This window comes from Anatilimnocola aggregata (assembly GCF_007747655.1).
Classification (GTDB): domain Bacteria; phylum Planctomycetota; class Planctomycetia; order Pirellulales; family Pirellulaceae; genus Anatilimnocola; species Anatilimnocola aggregata.
Genome location: NZ_CP036274.1, coordinates 1,839,244 through 1,863,403, shown reverse-complemented (window position 1 = coordinate 1,863,403; position 24,160 = coordinate 1,839,244). Strand labels below are relative to the sequence as shown.

The following is a 24,160-nucleotide window of genomic DNA, read 5'->3' as shown; positions in this document are numbered from 1 at the left end:
AAAAGATTGACTGCCTGGTTTGGGAGTCTTGAGAAGACAACTTTCAGCGTTTCGGCACCGTCGGCATCTCCAACCTGGAGAGTTGCAAGCGAATCCACTTCGAGGGCGGATTTTGTTGCGGCCGGTACCAAACCGAGTACGTGTTGTCGGGCCACGGCTGTTTGCGAAAAGCCCACCAATGCCCATCGCGCAGTTCGCTGTAGTAGAGATACTCCGGATCGGGATTGGGTGTGGTGGCCTGTTCTTGCAACGTGACGATGCGCCGCTTTCCTTGCCAAACATAGTCGGCAACGGCTAACCCGCCGAAGACATAATGCCGCGCGCGAGGGCCGGTTAAACTCCAACCCAAATGCTCCATCCGTCCCACCACAACGGGATCCTCAGGCGGCGACAGTTCAGCGCCTGGCGGCACAACACCTTGTCCCGCCGCAAGACCTTGATTGGGCCCAAGTCCTTGCCCCAGCAACGGCGCTGCCCAAAATAAAACTAGCAGTAAACTCCACATCGTCTTCGGGTACACGGGCGAACTCCTCGCAAATCGGTTAGGCCGACTCCATGCTAGTTGCCGCGCCCGTGTTCAGCCACGTTTTCGGCCAGAACTACTGCCGCCGGAGTTGGGATTTGCGATCGGCTCCGGTACAATCCGCTGCAAGTTTGCCCTGAAAACAAGGCATTTCCTGCTACCTTTCGCACCGAGTTTTCAATACTCGTGATCCTCGCTCTTGAAGTTAAATCATGGAAACCACGGAACCATCTGAACCAAGTAAGCGCCGCCGCATCCGCGAACTGGAAGTAATGGTCGCCGATACCATTGCCGATACGCACGACACGACGACGCTCGTCCTGTTCACGGGAAATGATCGGCTCGAGTATTTGCCGGGGCACTTCTGCACCATCGACCCGCACAATTTTCCGCAGTTGCAAAGGTTTACGGCCTTTCTGGAAGATCAGAAGGGAAAGAAGGAGCCGCCGCGAGCCTACTCGTTGGCGTCCGCGCCACACGAAAAGTACCTGGCAATTACGGTCAAGGAAGAGAAATACGTCAGCGGGACGACCAAATATCCCCCCCTGCTGTCGCCACTCTTGGTGCATCGCCTTCCGCGCGGTACACGACTGATGATCACCGGTTTCACCGGTCCGTATGTACTGCCGCCGGATATCAACACGCGCACCGATCACCTGGTGCACGTGTGTGCCGGTTCGGGCATTGTGCCGAATTACAGCATCATCAAGCACTGCCTGGTCGAGTTGCCCAAGATGAAGCACACGCTCGTCTATAGCAACAAGACACACGACGACATTATTTTCCGCCGCGAACTCGATACTCTCGCCCGCGCGAACCCAGACAAGTTGCAAATCGTCTATACGCTCACGCGCGATGCAGCCGCCAGTTCTCAGGGGACAAACTTCCGCAGCGGGCGACTGAACCAGGCATTATTGAAGGAGTTCATTCCCGATCCCTCTGCGGTTGAAGTCTTCTGCTGCGGCCCCGGTATCACCAAGTTCGATCGTGAAGCTGCGAAGGCCAAGGGGGAAGAAGTCGCTCCGCGGTTTCTGGAGTCTTCGCTATCCGCCTTGCAAGCCATCGGTATCACGAGCAAACAGATTCACCGAGAAAGCTACGGTTAAGCGGCTACAGGTTGAAATCACCGAACTGTGCCGCTCTCAGGCCGCGGGCTTCATTTTGAGAATGAGGAAAATGAGGCCCACGCCACCCACCACGGTGACTCCCAGGAGGAGCCACTGAGAGAAAGACATTGAACTAGCGGCGTTGGCTTGCGCAATCAGCAGTTGAGTAAACATATTTCGAGAACCTATTTGGCTTGAAGAACTGTGCGAGTAAGAAGCGAGTCTGAGTGGGCGTTAGGCAAGGGCGGCAATCTTGTTATGCCGACCGCCAACCGCTGTGCGGGTCCGCACAGCGGAAGAAAAGAATTGCTTAGCTGCGAAGAGCGCAGACCATCAGCTCAAGAGGACGCCCGCCGCTTCGTGGCGGGCCAGTTCGCACAAGATTTGCTTCGACGACCAGAGGCGCGGCGCGCGCAAGGTCGATAATTCGACAGCCCCAGCGGGGCATGCCAGCAACTCCCACCGCTCATGACTGAAGATGCGGCGAGTCAGGCGGTTGAATTCAGACGTGTCCTTCACCAGCGAGGCGGCGACGTCCGCCGTCGGCCCGGCAACTAAATCGGCTGAGTGAGAGCCGGATTTCCAATCTTCGAGCCCGCTCGGGCAGAACAGCGGAAACGACAAGAAATAGGCAATCACGAGGAGCCAGCTAAAGGTTCGTGATTGTTTTGTCGGCAGCACGCGTTTGTCTCGGTCGGTCGCAGACACTGTTCATCTCAGCCCGACAGTTTGTCAGGCCTACATCTTTGATTCTAGGGAGCGTGCCGCGCCGATTCCAGGGGACTTTTTGGCTTGTGCGCAGCGTCGTTGATCGCTCAGTGAACGGCTTGCTGCCATGGTGCGGCAACTTAACAAGACCGTTATTTCAGACGACATAAGGCGGCTTTTTACGGCGTTTCGCGGTGCTATCAGCGGCCGAAAAGTTGAGCTTCCGTCATTTTGACGCGGTCGGCATAATACTTGCCAAATATGCCACCAGTGAGCGTTCTATCTGATTTTGAATAAGTTCCTGCTATGAATATCCTGCTTGAGTTCACTGCCTTCTTTGCGTTCCTGCTGGTGCTGGGGTATCTCGCACCTGCGGGCATGTATTATTGGCTGTATCACCTGAATGCCGAGAAGCGCGAGCTCGAGCCGCTGCAGGCACGCCGGCCTTCGCAGGCGCAGATTGTGCGAGAGATCAAACTCTCTCTGGTCACGATTTTGATCTTCGCTGTAATGTCGACCGGACTCTATCAACTTTACAAGGCTGACTTAACTAGCATCTATTGGCGGTTTCGCGATTACCCGGTGGGCTACGGTTTTCTCAGCGTCTTCTTGTGCCTGGTCATTCACGACACTTATTTCTACTGGAGCCATCGGTTCATGCATTGGCAGCCGGTGTTCAAGTACATGCACCTCGGGCATCATCGCTCGGTCAGTCCGACACCCTGGGCGATCTTTGCCTTCCAACCCGCAGAAGCGGTCGTGCAATTCATCGGCATTTCGCTTTTGGTTCTGTTCCTGCCGCTGCATCCGCTCGCATTGCTCGCGTTTTTGTGGATCGATACGCAGATCAACACCGCTGGTCACACCGGCTATGAGTTGGTGCCGCGGTTTATCTCACAGAGCAGGTGGTTCAAGGGTTTGAATACCGTGACCCATCACGACTCGCATCACACGCACATGGACAAAAACTACGGCGCGTTCTTCAATGTTTGGGATCGCTGGATGGGAACCTTGTTGGAAGATGAACAAGTGCATGCCGAGCCCGAGAACATTGAGGGCGCGGTGCACGCCCAGCATGAATCCCCCGTCATGGAGGAAAAGAGCAGTTCTCCAGAACGAACAGGACGCGGCCCCGTCCGGCCACCGCACATCGGCATCCGCGGCAAGCGATTTTCACGCTCGAAGCAAAGGTGAAAACGGCTGCTAAATTCAGGGTGTTTACTTCCCCACAACGGAACACACCAGCAGGACAACACCGCTGAGAATGAACACCACACCCAAGAGGAGCGAAAATAGTCTCTTCTCTTCGCGCACCGTGTGCGAACCGAGACTCGCTAAGCGTTCATCCATTTCGCGCAGTTCTCGTTCTTGATCGGTTTCCAACTCGCTTATTTTCCCTCTAGCTCGCGCGCTTTCGCATAGTCTCGCTGGGCGGCAGCTGTGTCGCCAAAGTGTTTGTAGACATCGCCGCGGCTGCGCCAGGCGCTCGCCCGTGAGGGATCGAGCACAACCGCCTGATTGTAGAGATCCCAGGACTCACGAAACTTGTTGGAATACCAGAGGCAATCGCCAATGCTCTCGAGGTACTTCGCACCCTTGGGGTTGATTTTGAAAGCGGCTTGAAAATCGGCGATTGCTTCGTTGTACCTTTCGAGGTGGTAGTAAGCGAGACCGCGGTCGTTGAAGTAACTGGTGGTCTGGTTGTTCAGCTGAATAGCGACTGAATTCAGGTTAATCGAAGCAGCATAGTTTTCCTGGTCGTAATGCACCCGCGCTGCTTCATACCACCAAGCGGGGTTCTGCGGTTGCAGCTTCAAGGTCATGTCGAAGTCGGCCAGTGACTCCTTGAAGTTCTTGAGTAGGCGATGGACCTGACCGCGGCTGCCGTAATTGTCGGCCGTGTTGGGATCGAGCGCAACGCAGCGATTCAAGTCGGCCAGGGCCGCTGGCAGGTCATTCTTATTGCGGTGCGCAATCGTGCGCCGAAAGTACAGGTGAGCCTCATCGGGCGAGCGACGAATCGCCTGCGTGAAATCGGCAATCGCTTCGTCATTGCGACCGAGCGAGCGGCGGCACACCCCCCGGCCTTCATAGCCCGAGGCATTTTCCGGATCGATCTTGAGGGCTGCATCGAATTCCGCTTCGGCTGTCGCGTAGTCTTGCATGCTGTTGAAGATCCACCCCTTATTCACCGAGGCGAGCGCCATTTTCGGATCGAGCCGCAGTGCTTCGTTGTAATCCTTGAGCGCTGCCTCCCAGCGCTTGGTGTTGTGCCGGTAGTAGCCACGGTCGAAAAAGGCTTGCGCATCTTGCGGCTCGATCAGCGGTTCGCAGACTTCCAGGAACGCGCGGACTTCGTTCACGTCGATATACATGGAGACCAATCGCGCATCGAGGCGATGTCCTTCGCACACGGCCACCAATTCATTCCGGTCGTTGACGATGGGCCCACCGCTGTTGCCCCGATTGGTCGGCATATCCGATTCGACGACTCCCGCCACCGCGCCGTTGGCATGGCTCCGCCGGTAAGACATTCGCACGGAACCCGTCGACATGATCCACACCCCTTCGCTTCCTTCGGGCTTGCCCGCGATCGAGATGACGTGCTCGCCCGGTTCGGGCAAGTGGTCGGCGAATTTCAACGCCCTGGCTGAGGCGGGGAGTGAAGGAAGGCGAATCAGCGCCAAGTCGCGCGCCACATCGCGGTGAATGACCTCTCCCTTTAGCGCGTCGGGCTGTTTTACGTAATGCAAGGGCTCGACAATGGTTCGCCCTTCGGCATCTTGCTCGGCGAAGTGGACGATCATTTCGTCGTAGCCGCGTTCACTGAAGCCTTTCACCACGTGCTCGTTGGTGACCACCAAACAGCGGTCGACATCGACAACGAAGCCGGTCCCCATGCCCGCGCCCGCATCGTTGCCCGGACTGGTTCGAACCCAAGCCACGCTGGGCAAGAGTGCTTTATAGAGTTCCTTGTCGTTCAGCGCTTTCGCAGCTGCGGGTTTCTTGTTTTTCTTTTTTGACGGAGGAGCGTCCTGAGCACTGATGACCGGCAGCAAGGTCAGACACGTGGCCAGTGTGAGTCCCACGATACCGCCAGCGAAAGATGAGCGTTGCATGGAAGAAATCTCACTGCCGAGAGACATCGAAAGTGCGAGTCGTGAGGTCGTATTATGGCTTGGCGGTTTCGCGCAATCAAATCTTAGACGGGCTGAGCAAGAACGAAAAATGCCCCGGCTGTGACACCGGGGCTATCTTCTTAGGTTGTGATTCAGCAACAACTTAGGGGTTGCCGTAACCGCCACCGAAGCCGTAACCGAAGTTCGAGCGTTGCATCCCGGTGCCGCACCAAGGCTGCGGGCGAGTGGGGAAGCAGTTGGGCTGGAAGCTCGGTGGGCAGTAGGGCCGGCCGTATTGGGGCGGGCAGAACTGCGGCGGGCAGAACTGCGGCGGGCAGTACGGGGCTGGGCGATAGCCGTACCCAGTGGAGTAGCTTTGTTGATGTCCACCGAAGCCTTGAGCGGAAGCCGATTCGACGGCGATCAGGGCGACAGCGGCAACAACCAGGGACGCGGCGAGAGTTGCAAGTTTCATGGTCAGGACTCCAAATCTTAGGGTTTTGTGCGGGTTGCGAAGCGTCAGTTGCTTCGTCACCTTTAGCCCGCAAACCGACCGCGTCGCCCGCCACGTATTTTCGGAAATCTTTCGGGCGGGCGGGGTCGCGCCCCTGCAACTGAAGCTCCCTCGCTAGATTGAACGTCCCCGCAATCCTAAATCGCGTCCCAACATTAATCTCCCACCGCATGCCATCGCCGGAACCAGCTTCGCCCGAGACCATCACCCAGTTGCCGCTCGTCAGCGTGGCGGTGAATGCGGCGCTTGCGGCAATCAAGATTCTGGCCGGAGTTGTGGGCAACTCCTACGCCCTGATTGCCGACGGCATTGAGTCAACTTCCGACATTGTCACCTCGCTGGTTGTTTGGGGAGGTTTGCAGGTCGCTGTTTCTCCTGCAGACGAGAAACATCCCTATGGTTATGGCAAAGCAGAAGCGCTTGCCGGAATCGTGGCGGCGTTAGCGCTGCTGGTGGCCGCCGTGGTCATTGCAGTGCAGAGTGTGCGTGAGATTCTCACGCCGCATCATCTGCCGCATTGGTCAACTTTGCTCGTTCTGGGCATTGTTGTCGTGACGAAAGAAGTCATGGCACGCTGGATCGGCAAGATCGGCGCAGCAGCCGACAGCTCGTCGCTGCAAGCCGATGCTTGGCATCATCGTTCCGATGCACTTACTTCGTTTGCTGCGTTTGTCGGCATCACCATTGGTCTCATCGGCGGCCCAGGCTACGAACCGGCCGATGATTGGGCGGCGCTCGTGGCCTGCGTGGTGATTGTCTACAGCGGAGTGCATTTGATGCGAATGGCGATTCGCGATCTGCTCGACGCTGCTCCCCCCAAGCATTTCGCCGAACAGGTACGGCAAGTAGCCAGCCAGGTCGAAGGGGTGCGGGCCGTGGAGAAGTGCCGCATCCGCAAAAGTGGCATGACGTTTTTTGTCGAGATTCACATCGAAGTCGATGCCTTCGCGACGGTGCAAGAGGGGCACTTCATTGGTGGTCGTGTGCGCAGTGCCCTGCGCACGTCAAACTTGCGAATTGCCGATGCCTTCGTCCATGTCGAACCTCATTCGACCGACGAAGTTGGCGTTTAAGAAGGTTACTGCTGAACCGCACCCCAACCGCCGCCACCGGGAGTTTCGAGCGTGAGGCGGTCGCCGGCCTGCACGGCAAGTTGACTTCCGCTTGGCAACGTTTCTGGCAATTGCCCAGCGCGTTGCAACAGGTTGATCCCCTTTGCGCCGGGCTCGCCACCATGCAAACCGAAGGGCCGATAATCGCCGCGCCGCTGCGTGAGGAGCGAGACCGTCATCGGCTGCAGGAATTCGAGCTCGCGGACGATGCCATCGCCGCCGTGCTGTGCGCCAGCGCCGCCGCTGCTGGTGCGAATGGCGAAGCGATGTAACCGGACGGGAAAGCGATGCTCAAGGACTTCCGGATCCGTGATGCGCGTATTCGTCATGTGCGTATGCACGGCATTCGCGCCGCTGGCAGATGCAGTTGCCCCGCTGCCGCCGCAAATCGTTTCGTAATAGCCGAACGTCTTGTCGCCAAACAGCAGGTTGTTCATCGTCCCCTGACTGGCGGCGGCCAGATCGAGCGCGGCGAGCAACACGTCGACCACGCGCTGCGACGTTTCGACATTGCCGCCCACAATCGCGGGACAATCTTCGGCCCGTTCGCTGGCCGGGGGATTGAGCAGGCCTGGTGGAATCACCAGTTCGACCGGCGCGAGGACTCCTTCGTTCAGCGGAATGTCTTCGGCAACGAGCAGCCGGAGCGAATACAAAACAGCAGCTGTGACGATCGCGCGGTTGGCGTTCAAGTTGCCGGGATGCACACCCGCGGTACCGGTGAAATCGATGAGCAGCGGCTTGGCGGGAAACTCCTCAGCTGAGCGTGCGGTGATGGTGACCTCAATCCGTGTTCCATCGTCCAGATAATCGACGAACCTGCGCGTCCCCAGCGACAGCCGCGCGATGGCGTGCCTGGTCTTGGTTTCCGCCGCCGTGCTAATGTGCTGCATATAGGCGCGGACGACCGGCAACGAATACCGCTCGACGAGCTTGAGCAGTTCGGTTGCCCCCTGTTGATTCGCGGCCAATTGCGCGCGGATATCGGCCAGGTTGTGCGCGACCGCGCGCGTCGGAAATGGTCCGCTCAATAGCAGTTGGGCGAGTTCGCCAAAACATTCGTGCCCAGCTTGCAGCACTTTGAAGTTCCGAATCAAAACTCCTTCTTCTGAGAGCGACTTGGAGAACGGCGGCATTGAGCCCGGCGTAATCCCGCCGATTTCCGCATGATGGGCCCGGCTGGCAGTGAAGAAGAGCAACTCACTCGCGGCGTTGAAAACGGGAGTAACGACCGTGACATCGGGCAGATGCGAGCCGCCGCGATACGGATCGTTAGTGACGACCACATCGCCAGGAGCGAGTGGGCTGCAGTCTCGCAGCACGCTGCGAACGGTCTCACTCATCGCTCCCAGATGCACGGGAATGTGCGGCGCGTTAACGACCAGATCACCGGCCGGGGTGAAGATCGCGCAGCTGAAATCGAGTCTTTCCTTCACGTTCACACTGACCGACGTATTCCGCAGTGTATGCCCCATCTGAGTCGCGATTGCAGTGAACTGCTGATTGAAGATCTCGAGCAAGACGGGATCGGCTTCCTGCTGTAGTTGGGAGGCTTGTAGTCGGGAGTGGGAGGCTCCTGCCGAGCCGTGACCTCTTGCTAAACGCGGCGGCTCGGCAGGAGCCTCGCCCTCCCGAGTATCCTCCGTGCGAAGATCGCCGTTTGACAGAACATCGTTCAGCAACAGTTCGCCGTCACTGAGCATCGTGGCTTGCCAAGCGGGGTCGACGATGGTCGTGGTCAGCGGTTCGACGATGATCGCGGGACCGTCGATGCGAGCGCCCGGTCGAAGTGAGGTTCGATCGAACAGCGGAACCAGCTCGCTCGAGCCAGATTCGTGCAGCAGTTGTGTTTGCGAAAACGTCGGCAAGTACCAATTCACTGGTACTGAAACGGGCAAGCGCGAATTGCTGTGGCCAACTCCCGTGACGCGCGCGCAGGCGATGGCCAATTCGCGCCCAGGCTGCACGTAGCCATAGCGCCGCTGATGTTCGGCAGCGAAGGCCTGCGGCCAATCGAGATCGGCTGGTTCATTCACCGTCAGCGGCACATCGGTACCGGCATAGCGCAAATCGAGTTGCCGCGTGAACGTCATCTGTTCAGGCGCGACCCCTTCTGCCAACAGCGCTGCACGAGCCTGATCGTGCAGGCGGAGGAAAATCTCCTTGAGTTCATCAGCCGGCAATTGCGGCCACTCGCAATACAGCGGCGCCACTTCGTGCTTAATTACATCGGCCAGGCCAATACCCAGCGCGCTGAGCACGCCTGCATCGGGATGGCTGAGGATTTGCTTCATCCCCAGCTGACGAGCGACCGCGCACGCGTGCTGCGCGGCTGCCGCGCCAAAGGCGACGAGCAGATTATCGCGCACGTCGTAACCCCGCGCGATCGATACGCTGCGAATCGCGGCTGCCATGTGGGCGTTCGCAATCTCGATAAAGCCGCTCGCCAGTTCGGCGCTGGTTCGCGCTGGCGCACTGCTGCTGCTTAAAGCGGCAGCCACTTCGCCCAGGCGAGTTTCGACCGCTGCCAGATCGAGCGGAAACGGAAAGTGGGCAGGGACGATGCGGCCGAGGTAGAAGTTGCAATCGGTGACCGTGAGCGGACCACCGCGGCCATAGCAGGCAGGACCAGGATCGGCACCAGCACTCTCAGGACCGACGATCAGCTTCACACCATCCCAGCGGCAAATCGAACCGCCACCCGCTGCGACCGTTTCGACGGCAAGCATCGGAGTCACCAGTCGCACGCCCGCTTTTTGCGTTTCGTACTCGGTTTCGAATTGCCCCGCATAACGAGCCACGTCCGTGCTCGTGCCCCCCATATCAAAGCCAATGGCCCGCCGGAAACCAGCGGCCTCGGCAGCTCGGGCAAAGCCCGTCACTCCGCCAGCCGGGCCCGAGAGGACACTATCTTTGCCGGTGAAATTCTCGGCACGAACGAGCGAACCAGCAGAAGTGAGCAGCCTGAGATCGCTCCCAGGCAGAAGCGATTGCAGCTGACGCACATAGTCGCGCAGCACTGGACTAAGGTAAGCATCGACCAGGGTCGTATCACCGCGAGGGACAATCTTCATGCCCGGCGAGACGCGATGCGACACGCTAATGTCGGCAAAGCCCGCCTCGCGCGCGAGCTGTTCCAGTTGCAGTTCGTGCGCGGAATTCTTCCACGCATGCAGCAGGCAAATCGCCAGCGACCCGATACCTAGCTCGCGCAATTGCTGCAGTTTGCTCCGCGCTTGTTCGGCATTGAGCGCGTGCAGCACCGTCCCATCAGCGGCCACGCGCTCTTCAACTTCCACCGACACTTCGTGCAGCGGCACTTGCTTCTGAATGTTCAGTGCGAACAGCTTAGGCCGGTTCTGGTAGCCGATCCGCAGCAAGTCTCCAAAGCCCTTGGTGGTGATGAAGGCCGTCGCAGCTCCTGTGCGCGTGAGCAGCGCGTTCGTTCCTTTCGTCGTGCCCAGTTTCACATCGCAGGGGGGAATGGATTCGTGGTACTTCAGACCAAGGAACAGGCGAATGGCCAAGATCGGCGCGGGCTCGGGAGAAATGATCTCATAAGAATGCCCACCCAGTTGAACCGAAGTTTGCAACGGCTCGGCCAGTTCGAGCGCGCCTGTGGTGGGGCTCGAATGCAGGATCGGGCTGGCATCGACCAGTTGCCCTTGGGCATTGAGCACGCGCAAAACGTAGCCGGCCCAAAAGTTGTCCGGCTCTTGCCGAGCCGGGTCGAGCAAAATTGCCGCCGAGGAGTCGAACGCTAATCGCCCCTTCGTTCGTGCGGAACTCAGCACTTTGCGCCGCAGCAAAACGCCATCGGGCCGCAGCGCCAGACAATCGGTAAACGTGCCCCCTACATCGAGCCAAAAGCTCCAGCGATCACTCACGAGCCACTTTTACCACCGATTGAATAAAGCTTCGAGAGCGTGCGAATGTACAACCGGCCATCCGAGACGGCAGGAGTCGAACGGCACTCTTCTTTCAGGTCCATCTTGCCGTGCAGCTTGTATTCGTTACCGGCCCCCAGCACGACCATCATACCGGCCTCATCCACGCAGTAGATCTTGTCGTTCACGCGAATCGGCGAGCCACTGTTGCCGACGCCACCGATCCGCTGTTGCCAGACCTTGCTGCCATCTTCGGCGTTGATGCAGGTGACAATTCCCTTATCCGACCAGAGGAACATCAAGTTGCCACGGGCCACCGGAGTGGGAACGTAAGGAGCTTCCTTCTTGATTTCGTAAGCGATTTCCGGCGTGGGGCCGGGCCGCACCGCGACGACATAGTTGCCGCCACCGCCCGAGCCCGTGGTGCCAAAAATCAAGCCGCTCACCAACTGCGGGCTGCTGATGGTGCGCATCTTGAACACCTTGCTGGCCCAGTTCGTCTTGCCGGTCGCCGGGTCGACCGCGAACAGACCTTCGCCCGTCGAAGCCATCACCAGTTCGTCGGCACCACTTTCATTCTTACGAATCGTGGGGACCGAGTACGAAGCGGTATCAATGACGCAGTCCTTCCGCCAACGCTGCTTGCCGGTCGCTTTGTCGACGGCCACGATAAAGCTTTCGCGCGGCTCAGGCACCCCGGCTTGCTTCGAAGCTTCTTGCGAGCAGGTGATGATGACCAGGTCGTTATAGATCATCGGGCTTTGGCCGAAGCCATGCTGGCTGACCCACGAGCCGAGATCGAGCGACCACTTCTCGTTGCCGTCATGATCGAAGGCCTTGAACCAGGTGTGATCAGGATCGGACCACGCCACGTAGACTTGCGACTCGTCGACACAGGGCGTGCACGACGCAAAGCTGCTGCGCACGTGCAGGTGATGCACCACGCCGGGGAAGTCTCGCTGCCAGACGATCTTGCCGTCGGCACTATTGAGACACAGAACATGCCGCGCGGCCGTCTTGGGGTCGGCACTCAGCAGAAAAATCTTGTCCTTCCAAATCACCGGGCTGCTGTGGCCAATGCCCGGCAGTTGAGCGACCCAGTTGTAATCTTTGTCGGTCCACGAACCGGGGACCGTGGTGGCTTCGCTTTCGCCTGTGCCATTGGGTCCGCGAAACCGGGTCCATTCCTGCGCGGCAGCGTGGCTCGCGAGCATTCCCCCGAACAACAAGACAAACAGCGAGCAAGCAAACCAGCGACGCATGGTGGGCCTCACACGAGGGGAAAATGGACGGCGGGAAAGGTAGCGGCATCACGCAGCGGAAAAACCGCGGCAGGAACTAGCGCCTGATGTTAGCCCACGGGCCGCCGGATGGCAACTTTGGGGGCCGAACGGTTGGCCGGACTTACGTCGATCGCAGGCCACTCTTCGATAAACCAAAATTGTCCAAAGTGTCCAACTTCGGGCACATTGTTGGACACAGTTGCGCCGGAAACCCGAGAGTTGCGCTAGCGCGCGTCCAACTATGCCCCCCTTTGTTGGACACCCCCCTTTTGCAGTTGGCGCAGCGTGAGTGCGCGTAAGTTGGTCAAACTCGCGCGCAGTATGACTTTTACGGGGAGAGATCTACCGGTGAGTTCAATACGCTATTTTTGTAGCCATTCACGCCCGCATGATGTCGGGGGTACTGACATTCGGTTTTGCCGCATTTCAGGTGACCCGAAGCGTGAGCGAGGCGCGTGCTGATCGCGGTGAAGAGCCGTCGCGATAGTTAGACCATTCGCTGTTGCCAGCGCTATGGTGCCACGCGAGTCATCTCAACGCATTTCGAGAGACTTGCACTTCCTTACCTCGCGCTCGCTTTCCTCGCTGACGCTTCGGGTTTCCTAAAGAGGTGCCGGCGTAAACGGTTACCTATTTTCGAACTGGCTTGATTCCATTGAGGCTGCTTCGCGTTCGTCGATCACTTCTCGAAGAGGGCCAGTTCGTCGAATGAAAATTGCTTCGCGATCGAGTCGTTCAACCTCTGCTTTAACTTCAGCAGCAGAAAGCTGTTCATAGGGAATCGGGGAACCTATGGTGCTGGATTGGCTCAACGTTCCTTTCTGCGCCGCTATTATCACCGCATTCTGCCATTTTAACTGGTTCGCTGCCGCCGCCTCCTGTTCCGCTTTCCACTCCTGCCAGGCGACATATTTTTTCCACCCTACTGCGCAGAGCGGACCCGCCAGCAGCATCGCAATGAGGAGCGTGCGAAGTGAAAAACGGAGTGAGCCAGATGCTCCGCGGCATTCGGTCATTATTCCATTCTCCTCTCGTGCGTTAAATCAGCACTCCCGCCACACACGCGGTCATGCAGCAGGCCATGGTGCCGCCCAACATGGCGCGCAGACCAAGGCGGGCCAAATCGCTTTGCCGTTCGGGAGCCATCGCGCCGAGGCCGCCAATCTGAATGCCAATCGAAGCAAAGTTCGAGAATCCGCAGAGGGCATAAGTCATGATGACGATGGTCCGCGGTTGCAGCTTGATTCCGGAGTCGGGCTTGATCCAGGTGTGCAGCATGTCGTAGGCGACGAACTCGTTGGCGAACATTTTGAGGCCGAGCAGTTCTCCGGCGCGGCCGCAATCTTTCCATTCAATGCCCATTAAGAAACCGATGGGGGCGAAGAGAGCGCCGAGGGCGTTTTGCAGCGACCAGTCGCGGGCCGAGATAAACACGGTGTAATGCGAGATCGCATCCCCCAGGGCCTGCACCAAATAGTCGCCCATGGCAATGAGTGCCATGAAGGCCACCAGCATGGCTGCCACATTCAGGGCGAGCTTGAGTCCGTCGCTCGCGCCAATCGCCGCCGCCTCGATGACGTTCGCTCCAACTTTGGGCGGTTCGATGCGGACTTCGCCAAACGTATGCGGAACCTCGGTTTCGGGTTGCATGATTTTGGCGATGAGCAAGCTGGCTGGTGCCGAGATCACCGAAGCTGTCACCAGATGCCCCGCATCGATTCCCATGCCCACAAACGCGGCGAGCACACCGCCCGAGATCGTCGAGAACCCACCGACCATCACGGCATTAAGCTCCGACCGGGTCATCGTTGGTAAGTAAGGCTTGATGACCAGCGGTGCCTCGGTTTGGCCGAGAAAGATATTCGCACTTGCCGACAGGGTTTCCGCGCCCGACGTGCCCAGCGTTTTTTGCATGAACCAGGCCAATCCTTTGACCAAATACTGCATCGCCCCCACGTAGTACAAAATCGACATGAAGCACGAGAAGAAGATGATGGTCGGCAGCACCTTGAAGGCGAAGTAGTGCTCGCGAAAATCGTCGCCAAAGACAAACTTCGAACCTTGGTCCGTGAACTCGAGAATCTTGGTAAAGAAGTCGCCGATGACTTTGAAGAACCACAAGCCAGGCTCCGTCATCAACGTCAACCAGGCCAGGAAGAACTGGAGAACCACGCCAGCGACCACAATGCGCCAGGGGAACTTGCGCTTGTGCGAGCTCATCAGCCAGGCCAGGAAAATCATCACCACCAAGCCCAGCAGGCTGATCAGGCGTTCCGGTTCCACTGCACACCCGTTGTAACGACGACGTTTGAATTGGCCCGCATTGGCGGCAGAGAGCATGGTAAGTCACGCCCAGCGCTTCAGCTATCACAAACCGTTACGTGTGGGCTGAAAAGGTCGGTTTTGGCCCGAACCATTGCCCCGCGACGGTTGTCTCGACCTTGACCGACCACCAGGCTCGCATTAGAGTCAAGTTAGCAAGCAAAACGTGGTTTCCAGCGTCATCTTGCCCCGAGAATACTCAGATCATGCGATTGCCAGGCCTCCTACTCGACCTTCTTCTCGCGCTTGCCTTGGGCAGGACGTAGGGGTGCAGCAGCGCAGTTTGTTTGTGGCGATTTCACCCCGGAGCCTGACAAAGCTTCGGGGTTTTTTGTTGGCAGACAGAATTTTTGGCAGAACGAACATGGCAACCGGCGAACATCCAGACAGCGCGACGAACCAGGCGGAAATCTCCGCCGCGGTCGTCGGCGGGCTGCGCGGCTGGTCGCCTGGCAGATCCATCAGCCAAGGGAGTCGTTATTTGACGGAGCTGCTCCTTGTCGGGCCGGCGTGAGGCCGGCAGACGGAGAGTATTTCGCGTTAGAATCATGACTAGACAGCCAACGAAGGATTTTTCTGATGACTGCCATGCGATCGATCAAGATTTTCGATACCACCCTGCGCGACGGCGAGCAATCGCCGGGCTGCAGCATGAACCTGCAAGAGAAGCTGGAAATGGCCCAGTCGCTGGTCGACCTGGGGGTCGACATTCTCGAAGCCGGTTTTCCCATTGCTTCGCCCGGCGATTTTGAATCGGTGCGCGAAATTGCCAATACGATTCACGGAGCCACGATCTGCGGCCTGGCTCGTTGCAACGATCAAGACATCGACCGCGCTTGGGAAGCGGTGAAAGGTGCCAGCGACAAGCGAATTCATATCTTCCTGGCCACCAGTGCCATTCATCGCGAATTCAAGCTGAAGATGACGCGCGAAGAGATCATCGAGCGCGCCATTAAAGGTGTGAAGCGCGGCAAAGCCGTTTGCGACGATATCGAATTCTCGCCCGAAGATGCCGCCCGCACCGAGCGGGACTTTCTCTGCCAGGTGGTCGAAGCTGCGATCAACGCGGGTGCCACAACGGTCAACATTCCTGACACGGTCGGCTACACCACGCCGCAAGAATACGGCAGCGTGATTGCGCTCTTGAAGAATCGTGTACCGAATATCGACAAGGCAGTCATCAGCACCCACTGCCATAACGACCTGGGCTTAGCCGTCGCGAACAGCCTGGCCGCCGTCGAAAACGGCGCGGGGCAAATCGAGTGCACGATTAACGGTATCGGCGAGCGAGCCGGTAACTGCTCGCTGGAAGAAGTGGTGATGGCGCTCAAGACTCGCGAAGATCACTACCAGTGTACGACGCGGATTGTCACGCCTCGGCTGGTTCCCACCAGTCGTCAACTGTCGTCGATCACCGGCCTGCAAGTGCAGCGGAACAAGGCGATTGTCGGCCGCAATGCGTTCGCGCACGAAGCGGGCATTCATCAAGACGGCATGCTGAAGGAACGAACGACTTACGAGATCATGCGCCCCGAAGACGTCGGTTTTCAAAAGACCGACCTGGTGCTGGGCAAGCATAGCGGTCGCGCTGCTCTCTCCGACCGGGCCAAGTCGCTGGGCTACACGTTGACGCCCGAACAGATCCAACCCGTCTTCGACGAGTTCAAAAAGCTGGCCGACAAGAAGAAGGAAGTCTACGACGGCGACATCATCGCGCTGATCGAGCACCAATTGCACGGCGCTCCGTCGCAAGAGGAATGGCACCTGGTGTCGTTTGAAGTCACTTGCGGCACTGGTCGCAAGCCGCAGGTTTCGATGACTCTCAGCCGCGGCGGCAAAGAGACCTCGGCCACGATGACCGAAGGGGACGGCCCCATCGACGCGGCGTTTTTGGCGACCGAGCGGATCACCGGCGTCAAAGTGAAGTGCGTCGAATATCAGGTCCGCAGCGCCACGCTCGGCCACGACGCGCTCGGCGAAGTGACGCTGACCGTCGAACACGCCGGCCAAAAGTTCCGCGGCCGCGGTGTCTCGACCGACACGGTCGAAGCCACGGTCCAGGCCATCCTCGCAGCCGTCAATCGCATCGTCCAAGGCCAAGGGAGCGCGACGAAGCGGGTCGACCCGCAGCAAGCCTAATCAGGGCGAGCGCGAATTGCTCACTTCCTCTCCTTGTGGATTCGCACGGAGAGGGAGTTTGACGTAAGTCGGTGCGCACACAATTGGGGGGTGTTGATAAATGCCCGAATTAATCAACACCGATGCGCGCCGCAGCCGAGAGTTGCGCGAGGTGGCGTTGATTAATTCGAGCGCAAAATCAACTATTAGGGCGCATTCGTTTCGGCGCGGCCGCAAGTTACGGCGACGACTTGGTCGCGCGAGCTTTACCTTGTGGGGCAGGCGGTCAGAGATTAAACTTAGTGTTCAGCCAAGGGATTTGCGGCCGCTTGCAGCCTTCATCTGCTAAACAGCCACCTTCGATTGCCCGTGTTTCCTTGCGCGATTGCGGCCTGCCGCGATGGTGCCCCGGCAAACGAAAGTCACAGCCGACCTGTTTTGGTCGGCGGCTCTATGCGATGGCATTCTGCCCGCGACGCGATTCCCGCGCAGCAAAACTGCGTTCTGGCCGTTTCGAATGTTCGCCCGCAACCATCCCGCACAAGCGATTGCCCGCATGTCTGACTCGAATGGCACTCCGTCCAAGGCCAAACCATCCACCGGCTTCAGCACCCTTTCGGTTCATGCCGGCGAAGATCGCCAGAAGCTTGCGCATTCGCTGACCGACCCGATTGTCTGCTCGGCGACCTACACGTTCACCAGCACGCAGGCGGTGCTCGATTACATTCACGAGAAGCAGCCGCGCGAAGAGTACGGGCGGTATGGCAACCCGGGCGAACGTGTCGTCGAGCGCAAACTGGCAGCCTTGGATGGAGGCGAAGACGCGGTGCTGTTTGCCAGTGGCATGGCGGCCATCGTGGGGCTGATTATGGCCAAGCTGAACGCCGGCGACGAAGTGATTTTCTTCGACGAGTGTTATCACCGCAGCCGCGAGTTTTGCACCAAGCACATGAGCCGCTTTGGTGTCGTGACCAAGCAAGTGAAGGCTTGCGACTACGACGCCATGGCCGCTGCCATCACTCCCCAGACACGGATGCTGATCAGCGAATCGCCGACCAATCCGCACTTGTCGGTCGTCGACCTGGAAAAGTTCGGCGCGCTGGGCAAGAAGTACAATGTGGAAACACTAATCGACGCCACACTGGCCACGCCTTACAACTGCCGCCCGCTGGAGTATGGCATCGACTATGTGTTGCACTCGGCCACGAAGTACCTGGGTGGTCATAACGATTTGCTGGCGGGCGTAATTATCGGTGCGAAGGAGCAGTTGGAGCCGGTTCGCAAGTTGCGCGGCATCATGGGGGCGATCAATTCGCCCCACAATATCTATCTGCTCGAACGGGGGCTGAAGACGTTTGAACTGCGGATGCAGCGGCACAATGCCAACGGCCAGGCGGTCGCCGAATTCCTGGCGAACCATCCGCGGGTGAGCAAGGTCTATTATCCCGGTCTGGAAACGCATCCGTATTACGAAGTGGCGAAGCGGCAAATGCGGGGCTTCGGCGGACTGATCACTTTCCTGGTGAAAGACGCCGATTGGAAGCAGACCGCAGCGGTTGTCGATGGGGCGAAGATCGCGCGCATCGCGCCCAGCCTCGGCGGCGTCGAATCGTTAATCGAGCAGCCATTGGTGATGAGCTATTTCGACTACAAGCCCGAAGAGCGGGCCAAGTTCGGCATCTTCGATAACATGATTCGCCTCGCCTGCGGCATTGAAGACACCGTCGATCTGATTGAGGATTTGCGGCAGGCGCTAGAAGGGTGAGGTTCGCTGAGAAGGAATGTGTGTGATATAATTGAGGCAGTGCGGCACGAGTTCCAACAGGGGGAGTGACCATGGACGATCCAGTCGATACCAGACCCACCGCAACTGCTCCAATTGCAGCCGATAACCAATCAGATGAGTTAAAGGCTGCAATTGCCCGGTTCTCGAAGCCCGAATTTCAGGAGGAAATCACACGGCTATATGGCGAAGCCAAAGATCGAGCCATTGAAGCGCGTGATCAGCGGCTGAAGAATGCCGCAACAGGCAAGAAAACAAGCGAGTAACGATTGTGTCCAGCAATCTGCCGTATCTGTGGATTGTGGCTGGACCGAACGGCGCTGGCAAAACAACACTCGCTCAAATTCCGCGAATCGCTGCGAAACTCGCTTCGGCTGAGCGACTTAATCCGGATGATCTTTCAAAAGTCCTTTTGCAACAGCGCGGCGGATTTACATTTCAGACTGCTTCTGCGGAGATGTTGCAAGCTACCTTCATTGAAGCAGCCGAATCTGTCTTTCAAGAAGCGCAAATCGCATTAACGAACAATCGTTCAATTTGCTTAGAAACAGTGCTAAGCACGCCGAAGTATCGTTCGTTGGTCGAATTGACCCTGAACCGTGGTGGGTTTTTCGGTTTTTTCTACATCGCGGTTAAGTCGCCTGAGATTTCCGCGATTCGCATCGCCAACCGAGTAGCTGAGGGTGGCCACGGCGTACCAACGGACAAGCTGGCTGCCCGGTGGGAGCGGTCATTGGCGCAGTTGCCTTGGTTTGTGAAGCGAGCACATTACATGCTTGCCTATGACAACTCAGCAGAGGTAAAGGGGACGCCACCGGAGTTGATCGCGATCAAAAATGCGTCCGGTCTGCAAATCAAGCGACCCGATCTGATCCCCGAACTAACCCACGCCCTCCAACAATCACTCTCCTCCTAAATCTGCAATCTGCCATCTGAAATCTGCAATGACCGAAAACCCCAACCATCACTTCCGCACTCGGGCCATTCACGTCGGGCAGGATCGCGATCCGCAGACGGGGGCGATTGTGCCGCCGATTCATGTGGCCTCAACCTTTGTGCAGCCGGGCGCAGGGGACTGGGGCAAGTTCGATTATTCGCGCAGTGGCAATCCCACGCGCGCGGCCTTTGAAGCGACCCTAGCTTCGCTCGAAGGTGGCGTGGGTGGGCTGGCCTTTGCGTCAGGAATGGCGGCCACGCACTGCGCGACAATGATCCTCAGCAGTGGGGATCATATTCTCGCCGGGGCCGATATCTACGGCGGCACGTTTCGCCTGCTGCACAAGGTGGTCAATCAGGCGGGCATCCACGTGTCGCTGGCGCCGAGCACGAATCTGGCCGCGTTTGAAGCTGCGATCAAGCCGAGCACGAAATTGATCTGGGTCGAAAGTCCCGGTAACCCGCTGATGTCGATTACCGATATCGCCGCCGTTGCCGAGATTGCTCATCGTCACGGCGCGCTGCTGGGGGTCGATAGCACCTTCGCTTCGCCGGTCCTCACGCGGCCACTGGAGTTGGGGGCCGATATCGTGATGCACTCGGCCACGAAGTACATCGGCGGGCACAGCGATTTGTTGGGCGGGGCTTTGGTGGTTCGGGACAAGGCGCTGCGCGATCGCCTCTACTTCTTTCAAAACGCCACCGGGGCCGTGATGGGCCCGTGGGAGTGCTTTCTCGCCAGTCGCGGGTTGAAGACGCTCGATCTGCGCGTGCGCGAGCAATCGAAAACTGCCCTGCTGCTGGCCCAGTGGCTGGAGCGCGACGCGCGCATCAATCGCGTCCTCTATCCGGGCCTCCCCGATCATCCGGGGCATTCGATTGCCGCGAGGCAAATGGATGGTGCCTTTGGTGCCATGCTGACGTTTGAGGTGAAGGGGGATTTTCAGAAGACCAAGCGAGTTTGTCAGGCAACCCAGTTGTTTCAGTTGGCGGTGAGCCTGGGCGCGGTAGAATCTTTGATCGAACAACCGGCGTCGATGTCGCACGCCAGCTACGATCCCGCCGCCCGCGCCGCCCATGGCATCACCGATGGCTTGATCCGTCTCTCGGTTGGTCTCGAAGCCTTCGAAGACCTGCGAGCGGACTTAGATCAAGCTCTGAATGCCTGAACAACGTGAAGGATGAGCCCTGATGACGAAGTGGTCACTGCATCTCAGTTGCCTTGCCGCGGCGATTCTTGTTGTCGGTTCGCTGTCGGCTGCAACCGCTCAAGCGCCAGTTGCCCAGACGGAGCCAGCGCTCGCGAATCTTGGCACGCGGAAGGGTGGCGTCGACTGGCCGATCTTCTTGGGACCAACGCAGGACAGCAAATCGCCCGAGAAGGGGATCATCACCAAGTGGACCGCGGCCAGCCCGCGCATTGTCTGGCAGCGACCTCTAGGAACCGGTTACGGCGCACCAACCATCAGCCAAGGCAGGCTCTTTCAGTTCGACCGCTTCAGCGATCAGGCTCGTATCTATTCGCTCAATGCCGAAACGGGCAAAGAGCTGTGGCACTACGACTACCCGACCGATTACTCCGACTACTTCGGCTACAACAACGGCCCCCGCTGCTCGCCGGTCGTCGATGGCAACCGTGTGTACGCCTACGGCGCAGAAGGTGTGCTCACCTGCCTGGCTGCGGACACCGGTAAGCTCATCTGGCAGGTGAATACGCAGAAAGATTTCGGCGTCGTGCAGAACTTCTTCGGCGTCGGCAGCACGCCGGTTGTCGAAGGTGATTTACTGCTGGTAATGGTCGGCGGCAGTCCCGATTGGGCTCAAACGCTGGGCGCGCTCAAGCTCGACCGCGTCGAAGGGAACGGCAGCGCAATTGTGGCATTCGACAAATTTACGGGCAAGGTTCGCTACAAGGTGAGCGACGAACTGGCCAGCTATGCCTCGCTCAAATTGGCGACCATCAATGGTCGTCGCTGGTGCCTCGCCTTCTGCCGGGGCGGACTTCTTGGCCTGGAACCCAAGACTGGCAAGGTCGATTTCAACTATCCGTGGCGGGCGAAGATTCTCGAAAGTGTGAACGCCAGCATGCCGGTCGTCGTCGGCGACGAAGTCTTCATCAGCGAGACCTATGGCCCTGGTAGTTCGCTGCTGAAGGTCTCGCCGGGCGCGAGTGAAGTCGTGTGGAAAGACGACGATCGTCGCCGTGCCAAGGCGATGATGACCCACTGGAACACACCCGTCTATCACGAGGGCTACCTGTACGGCAGCAGCGGTCGTCATACCGAAAATGCCGAACTGCGCTGCATCGAATGGAAGACCGGCAAAGTCATGTGGAGCGAACCGGGACTAACTCGTTCGTCACTCTTGTATGTCGATGGCCACTTCATTTGCCAGGCGGAGTACGGTCAGCTGATTGTTTTGAAAGCGAACCCGGAAAAGTACGAGCCCGTCAGCGAGATCGAACTCAAGCAACAAGCAGCCGCCGGCCCGGCATTACCCGGATCCAAGTTGCCGGCTGCCGCGCCAGGCGAATTGCTGAAATATCCCTGCTGGGCCGCGCCGGTTCTTTCGCACGGCCTGCTCTATGTGCGGGGCGACGATCAGCTGGTGTGTCTTGAGTTGATTCCAGAGAAGGACTGATTGCACTCATCATGCCCGGTCGCACTATCGCCATTGGCGACGTTCATGGCTGCCATACGGCCTTCACGGCACTGTTGCAGATGATTCAGCCCACCGCCGAGGACACACTCGTGTTTCTCGGCGACGTGGTGGATCGTGGGCCGGCAACGAAGGAATGCATCGACACGGTGATTGGCTTAGCCGATCAATGCACGGTCATCTCGATCATGGGAAATCACGAGGAGATCATGCGCGCGGCCTTGGGCGGCGGCGAGATGATGATGGAAATGTGGTCGCAGATCGGCGGGCTGCAAGCTCTCGAGTCGTATGGCGGGGCCATCAAGAACATTCCAGTCCCGCACCTTCGCTGGCTGACGCAACTCCGTTCTTTCTATGAAACCGAGACGCACATCTTCGTGCATGCCACGCTCGAGCCCACGATGACGATGGCCAATCAGCATCGAGACTATCTGCGCTGGAAGAAGCTGGGCGGAAATGAGCGACCGCATATCTCCGGCAAACGCGTGATCTGCGGTCACACTCCGCAGGCCGATGGTTTTCCGCTCGCCTTTCCGGGCTGGGTCTGCATCGATACCGGGGCCTACAGAATGAAATGGCTAACGGCACTCGATGTCGACACTGATCACGCTTGGCAAGCGAACGAAGCGGGTCAGACGCGCGAGTTCGAACTGGGGAAGTACCAATAAGGTGCTTGCCGCGCCAGGCACTAATCTTTGTGCTTGGATAAGCCCTGATCGACGATCCGTTTCACTTCATCGCCGATATCGACTTCGAACTTCTCGTTGGGAACCTGCGCGTCGTCGGCCAGTTTTTGAGAATCGGCAATCAGCTTCTTGATTTCGTCGTCCGTCAGTTGCTCTTTGACTTTCTGCGTTCCGTCGGGCTGCATTTGCATCAACGGGGCGAGTAACGCGTCGATGTCCGACTGCTCGATCTTCTTCTCTAAACGGCCGCGAATCACCCGCTGCAATTGCAGCTTGGCGTTTTCTTTTTCTTCGGCAGTAAGTCCCGACCGGTCGAGGTACTGCTTTTCGATAAAGTAGACAACCGTGACCGCCAACAGGGGCGAGTTCTGAATCTCGGCGAAAATATTCTCGAGATCCTTTTCGTTGATCTTCCCTTTCTTATATTCGTCGACGACGCGATCGATCTGCGTGACGACCTGCTGCTTATCGTCTGCCGGCAACTCCGAAGCTTCGACCATTTGCACCGCGAAATTGCGCGCCACACCGACCGCCAGCGATTTCGCGTTCGCCACCACGTAATAAGCCGCGCCGGCGCACACGAGAATGACCACCAGAAAACCAATGGCGCCACCAATGACGCAGCCCCAAAGGCAGCCGCTTTGGCTGGCGGGCTGGGGCGGATCGTGCGGATTACCGAACGTCTGCACGGGCGGTTGAAAGACATTATCGTTCGGAGTTGGATACGACATGGACGTGCTCTCTTCTGCCAACGACTTTATGGACTCTGATTGGCCAGCAGCGAGTCGATCTGCTCGCGCATGGCGAGCGTGACTCCCGGCTTGTACCCAATCCACACGCCCCGAATGATTCCCTGCTGATCGAGCAGGACGGTGGTGGGAAAGGCGAACTGATCGCGGTTGAGCTTCATCACTTCCAAGCGAGTGACAAAGGTTGGATCGCGATGGACCGGCAAGTCGAACCCCTCGCTGCTCAGATAACTCTTCGTCTGCGCAACGAGATCCGTCTCGTCGTTGCCGGGCATGCATGTGACGGAAACGAAGCGAAAACGAGGATTCGATGCCAGACTCTCGCGCAGTTCGAGCAGTTCGGGAAACTCCAACCGGCAAGGACCGCACCAGGGGCCCCAGAAATTTATCAGTACCACTTGGCCTTTTAGGCTGGCGAGCGTGAGTGGTTCGCCGTCGCCGTCCAAGGGTTCGAGCGCGAGTTGCGTCAGTTGTTGACCAACCGCGGGCTGCGCGGTGGCCTCGCTGGGTGGTCGCAAAAACCGCACGCCCAGGACAATGGCAATTACCACACTTAGCGTGGCAAGCAGGCCGAGCAAGCGACCGTTGCCTCGCTGCGGCGTCCCCAGTTGATGCCGTTCCGCCGCATCGTCCCATTGCATGGTTGGTTTAGACAC

General features: G+C 58.4%; 22 protein-coding genes. 10 read left to right on the top strand and 12 right to left on the bottom strand.

The features are described 5' to 3' along the window. Positions 1–43 precede the first annotated feature (43 nt). Positions 44–520: a hypothetical protein gene (locus ETAA8_RS07300; protein WP_145086994.1), complete on the bottom strand. Its 477-nt coding sequence runs from the start codon at positions 518–520 to the stop codon at positions 44–46. Between the two features lie 215 nt (positions 521–735). On the opposite strand from ETAA8_RS07300, the gene ETAA8_RS07295 reads away from it, so the two are divergent. Then, positions 736–1,629 carry a ferredoxin reductase domain-containing protein gene (locus tag ETAA8_RS07295; RefSeq protein ID WP_145086991.1) on the top strand — a complete coding sequence of 298 codons (894 nt, stop codon included), beginning with the start codon at positions 736–738 and terminating at the stop codon, positions 1,627–1,629. Between the two features lie 36 nt (positions 1,630–1,665). On the opposite strand, the gene ETAA8_RS34445 is transcribed toward ETAA8_RS07295, so the two are convergent. Together ETAA8_RS34445 and ETAA8_RS07290 are read right to left on the bottom strand one after the other, a co-directional pair. Further along, positions 1,666–1,803, bottom strand: coding sequence for a hypothetical protein (locus ETAA8_RS34445; protein WP_202921640.1), 138 nt, complete (start codon positions 1,801–1,803; stop codon positions 1,666–1,668). A 159-nt stretch (positions 1,804–1,962) separates the two neighbouring features. Next, on the bottom strand, positions 1,963–2,337 hold the full coding sequence (locus tag ETAA8_RS07290) for a hypothetical protein (protein ID WP_145086988.1): 375 nt from the start codon (positions 2,335–2,337) through the stop codon (positions 1,963–1,965). A 306-nt stretch (positions 2,338–2,643) separates the two neighbouring features. Between ETAA8_RS07290 and ETAA8_RS07285 the strand changes: the two genes are divergently transcribed. Continuing rightward, on the top strand, positions 2,644–3,531 hold the full coding sequence (locus ETAA8_RS07285) for a sterol desaturase family protein (protein ID WP_145086985.1): 888 nt from the start codon (positions 2,644–2,646) through the stop codon (positions 3,529–3,531). A gap of 24 nt (positions 3,532–3,555) precedes the next feature. Here the strand turns inward: ETAA8_RS07285 and ETAA8_RS34440 are convergent, their stop codons facing one another. The 3 genes from ETAA8_RS34440 to ETAA8_RS07275 all read right to left on the bottom strand — a co-directional run bounded on the left by ETAA8_RS34440 (position 3,556) and on the right by ETAA8_RS07275 (position 5,931). After that, positions 3,556–3,720 carry a hypothetical protein gene (locus ETAA8_RS34440; RefSeq protein ID WP_202921639.1) on the bottom strand — a complete coding sequence of 55 codons (165 nt, stop codon included), beginning with the start codon at positions 3,718–3,720 and terminating at the stop codon, positions 3,556–3,558. A 5-nt stretch (positions 3,721–3,725) separates the two neighbouring features. After that, positions 3,726–5,456: a tetratricopeptide repeat-containing S1 family peptidase gene (locus tag ETAA8_RS07280; protein WP_202921638.1), complete on the bottom strand. Its 1,731-nt coding sequence runs from the start codon at positions 5,454–5,456 to the stop codon at positions 3,726–3,728. A gap of 163 nt (positions 5,457–5,619) precedes the next feature. Further along, entirely contained in the window at positions 5,620–5,931 is a 312-nt protein-coding gene (locus ETAA8_RS07275) for a hypothetical protein (protein ID WP_145086979.1), read from the bottom strand. Positions 5,932–6,140: 209 nt separating this feature from the next. Here ETAA8_RS07275 and ETAA8_RS07270 point away from each other — a divergent pair, with 209 nt between their 5' ends. Next, complete coding sequence (locus ETAA8_RS07270) at positions 6,141–7,043, top strand: cation diffusion facilitator family transporter (RefSeq protein WP_145086976.1); 903 nt, start codon at positions 6,141–6,143, stop codon at positions 7,041–7,043. Between the two features lie 5 nt (positions 7,044–7,048). On the opposite strand, the gene ETAA8_RS07265 is transcribed toward ETAA8_RS07270, so the two are convergent. The 4 genes from ETAA8_RS07265 to ETAA8_RS07250 all read right to left on the bottom strand — a co-directional run bounded on the left by ETAA8_RS07265 (position 7,049) and on the right by ETAA8_RS07250 (position 14,592). Then, positions 7,049–10,969 (bottom strand): hydantoinase B/oxoprolinase family protein, encoded by a 3,921-nt coding sequence (locus tag ETAA8_RS07265; protein ID WP_145086973.1) that lies wholly within the window; start codon positions 10,967–10,969, stop codon positions 7,049–7,051. Further along, positions 10,966–12,231, bottom strand: coding sequence for an outer membrane protein assembly factor BamB family protein (locus ETAA8_RS07260; RefSeq protein WP_145086970.1), 1,266 nt, complete (start codon positions 12,229–12,231; stop codon positions 10,966–10,968). The genes ETAA8_RS07265 and ETAA8_RS07260 overlap by 4 nt, the downstream gene beginning before the upstream one ends. A 647-nt stretch (positions 12,232–12,878) precedes the next feature. Further along, entirely contained in the window at positions 12,879–13,268 is a 390-nt protein-coding gene (locus tag ETAA8_RS07255) for a hypothetical protein (protein ID WP_145086967.1), read from the bottom strand. Between the two features lie 22 nt (positions 13,269–13,290). Continuing rightward, entirely contained in the window at positions 13,291–14,592 is a 1,302-nt protein-coding gene (locus tag ETAA8_RS07250; protein WP_145086964.1) for a NupC/NupG family nucleoside CNT transporter, read from the bottom strand. A 561-nt stretch (positions 14,593–15,153) separates the two neighbouring features. On the opposite strand from ETAA8_RS07250, the gene ETAA8_RS07245 reads away from it, so the two are divergent. The 7 genes from ETAA8_RS07245 to ETAA8_RS07215 all read left to right on the top strand — a co-directional run bounded on the left by ETAA8_RS07245 (position 15,154) and on the right by ETAA8_RS07215 (position 22,737). Next, positions 15,154–16,713 carry a 2-isopropylmalate synthase gene (locus ETAA8_RS07245; RefSeq protein WP_145086961.1) on the top strand — a complete coding sequence of 520 codons (1,560 nt, stop codon included), beginning with the start codon at positions 15,154–15,156 and terminating at the stop codon, positions 16,711–16,713. Positions 16,714–17,248: 535 nt separating this feature from the next. Beyond that, positions 17,249–18,457, top strand: coding sequence for a trans-sulfuration enzyme family protein (locus ETAA8_RS07240; protein WP_145086958.1), 1,209 nt, complete (start codon positions 17,249–17,251; stop codon positions 18,455–18,457). A 71-nt stretch (positions 18,458–18,528) separates the two neighbouring features. After that, positions 18,529–18,741, top strand: coding sequence for a hypothetical protein (locus ETAA8_RS07235; RefSeq protein ID WP_145086956.1), 213 nt, complete (start codon positions 18,529–18,531; stop codon positions 18,739–18,741). Positions 18,742–18,746: 5 nt separating this feature from the next. After that, positions 18,747–19,391, top strand: coding sequence for an AAA family ATPase (locus ETAA8_RS07230; RefSeq protein WP_202921636.1), 645 nt, complete (start codon positions 18,747–18,749; stop codon positions 19,389–19,391). A 28-nt stretch (positions 19,392–19,419) separates the two neighbouring features. Next, a complete protein-coding gene (locus tag ETAA8_RS07225) occupies positions 19,420–20,580 on the top strand; it encodes a trans-sulfuration enzyme family protein (protein WP_145086948.1) in 1,161 nt (386 codons plus the stop codon). Between the two features lie 22 nt (positions 20,581–20,602). Beyond that, positions 20,603–22,051 carry a PQQ-binding-like beta-propeller repeat protein gene (locus ETAA8_RS07220; protein WP_145086945.1) on the top strand — a complete coding sequence of 483 codons (1,449 nt, stop codon included), beginning with the start codon at positions 20,603–20,605 and terminating at the stop codon, positions 22,049–22,051. An 11-nt stretch (positions 22,052–22,062) separates the two neighbouring features. Then, entirely contained in the window at positions 22,063–22,737 is a 675-nt protein-coding gene (locus tag ETAA8_RS07215; protein ID WP_145086942.1) for a metallophosphoesterase family protein, read from the top strand. Between the two features lie 20 nt (positions 22,738–22,757). Here the strand turns inward: ETAA8_RS07215 and ETAA8_RS07210 are convergent, their stop codons facing one another. Further along, positions 22,758–23,486: a hypothetical protein gene (locus ETAA8_RS07210; RefSeq protein ID WP_145086939.1), complete on the bottom strand. Its 729-nt coding sequence runs from the start codon at positions 23,484–23,486 to the stop codon at positions 22,758–22,760. 26 nt (positions 23,487–23,512) lie between these two features. Next, positions 23,513–24,160: a TlpA family protein disulfide reductase gene (locus ETAA8_RS07205; RefSeq protein WP_202921635.1), complete on the bottom strand. Its 648-nt coding sequence runs from the start codon at positions 24,158–24,160 to the stop codon at positions 23,513–23,515.

Coding starts and splice junctions, on each gene's coding strand:
- ETAA8_RS07295 (WP_145086991.1), top strand. CDS start 736: ATGGAAACCACGGAACCATCTGAACCAAGTAAGCGCCGCCGCATCCGC.
- ETAA8_RS34445 (WP_202921640.1), bottom strand. CDS start 1,803: ATGTTTACTCAACTGCTGATTGCGCAAGCCAACGCCGCTAGTTCAATG.
- ETAA8_RS07285 (WP_145086985.1), top strand. CDS start 2,644: ATGAATATCCTGCTTGAGTTCACTGCCTTCTTTGCGTTCCTGCTGGTG.
- ETAA8_RS07280 (WP_202921638.1), bottom strand. CDS start 5,456: ATGCAACGCTCATCTTTCGCTGGCGGTATCGTGGGACTCACACTGGCC.
- ETAA8_RS07275 (WP_145086979.1), bottom strand. CDS start 5,931: ATGAAACTTGCAACTCTCGCCGCGTCCCTGGTTGTTGCCGCTGTCGCC.
- ETAA8_RS07270 (WP_145086976.1), top strand. CDS start 6,141: ATGCCATCGCCGGAACCAGCTTCGCCCGAGACCATCACCCAGTTGCCG.
- ETAA8_RS07260 (WP_145086970.1), bottom strand. CDS start 12,231: ATGCGTCGCTGGTTTGCTTGCTCGCTGTTTGTCTTGTTGTTCGGGGGA.
- ETAA8_RS07255 (WP_145086967.1), bottom strand. CDS start 13,268: ATGACCGAATGCCGCGGAGCATCTGGCTCACTCCGTTTTTCACTTCGC.
- ETAA8_RS07250 (WP_145086964.1), bottom strand. CDS start 14,592: ATGCTCTCTGCCGCCAATGCGGGCCAATTCAAACGTCGTCGTTACAAC.
- ETAA8_RS07245 (WP_145086961.1), top strand. CDS start 15,154: ATGACTGCCATGCGATCGATCAAGATTTTCGATACCACCCTGCGCGAC.
- ETAA8_RS07240 (WP_145086958.1), top strand. CDS start 17,249: ATGTCTGACTCGAATGGCACTCCGTCCAAGGCCAAACCATCCACCGGC.
- ETAA8_RS07235 (WP_145086956.1), top strand. CDS start 18,529: ATGGACGATCCAGTCGATACCAGACCCACCGCAACTGCTCCAATTGCA.
- ETAA8_RS07225 (WP_145086948.1), top strand. CDS start 19,420: ATGACCGAAAACCCCAACCATCACTTCCGCACTCGGGCCATTCACGTC.
- ETAA8_RS07220 (WP_145086945.1), top strand. CDS start 20,603: ATGACGAAGTGGTCACTGCATCTCAGTTGCCTTGCCGCGGCGATTCTT.
- ETAA8_RS07215 (WP_145086942.1), top strand. CDS start 22,063: ATGCCCGGTCGCACTATCGCCATTGGCGACGTTCATGGCTGCCATACG.
- ETAA8_RS07210 (WP_145086939.1), bottom strand. CDS start 23,486: ATGTCGTATCCAACTCCGAACGATAATGTCTTTCAACCGCCCGTGCAG.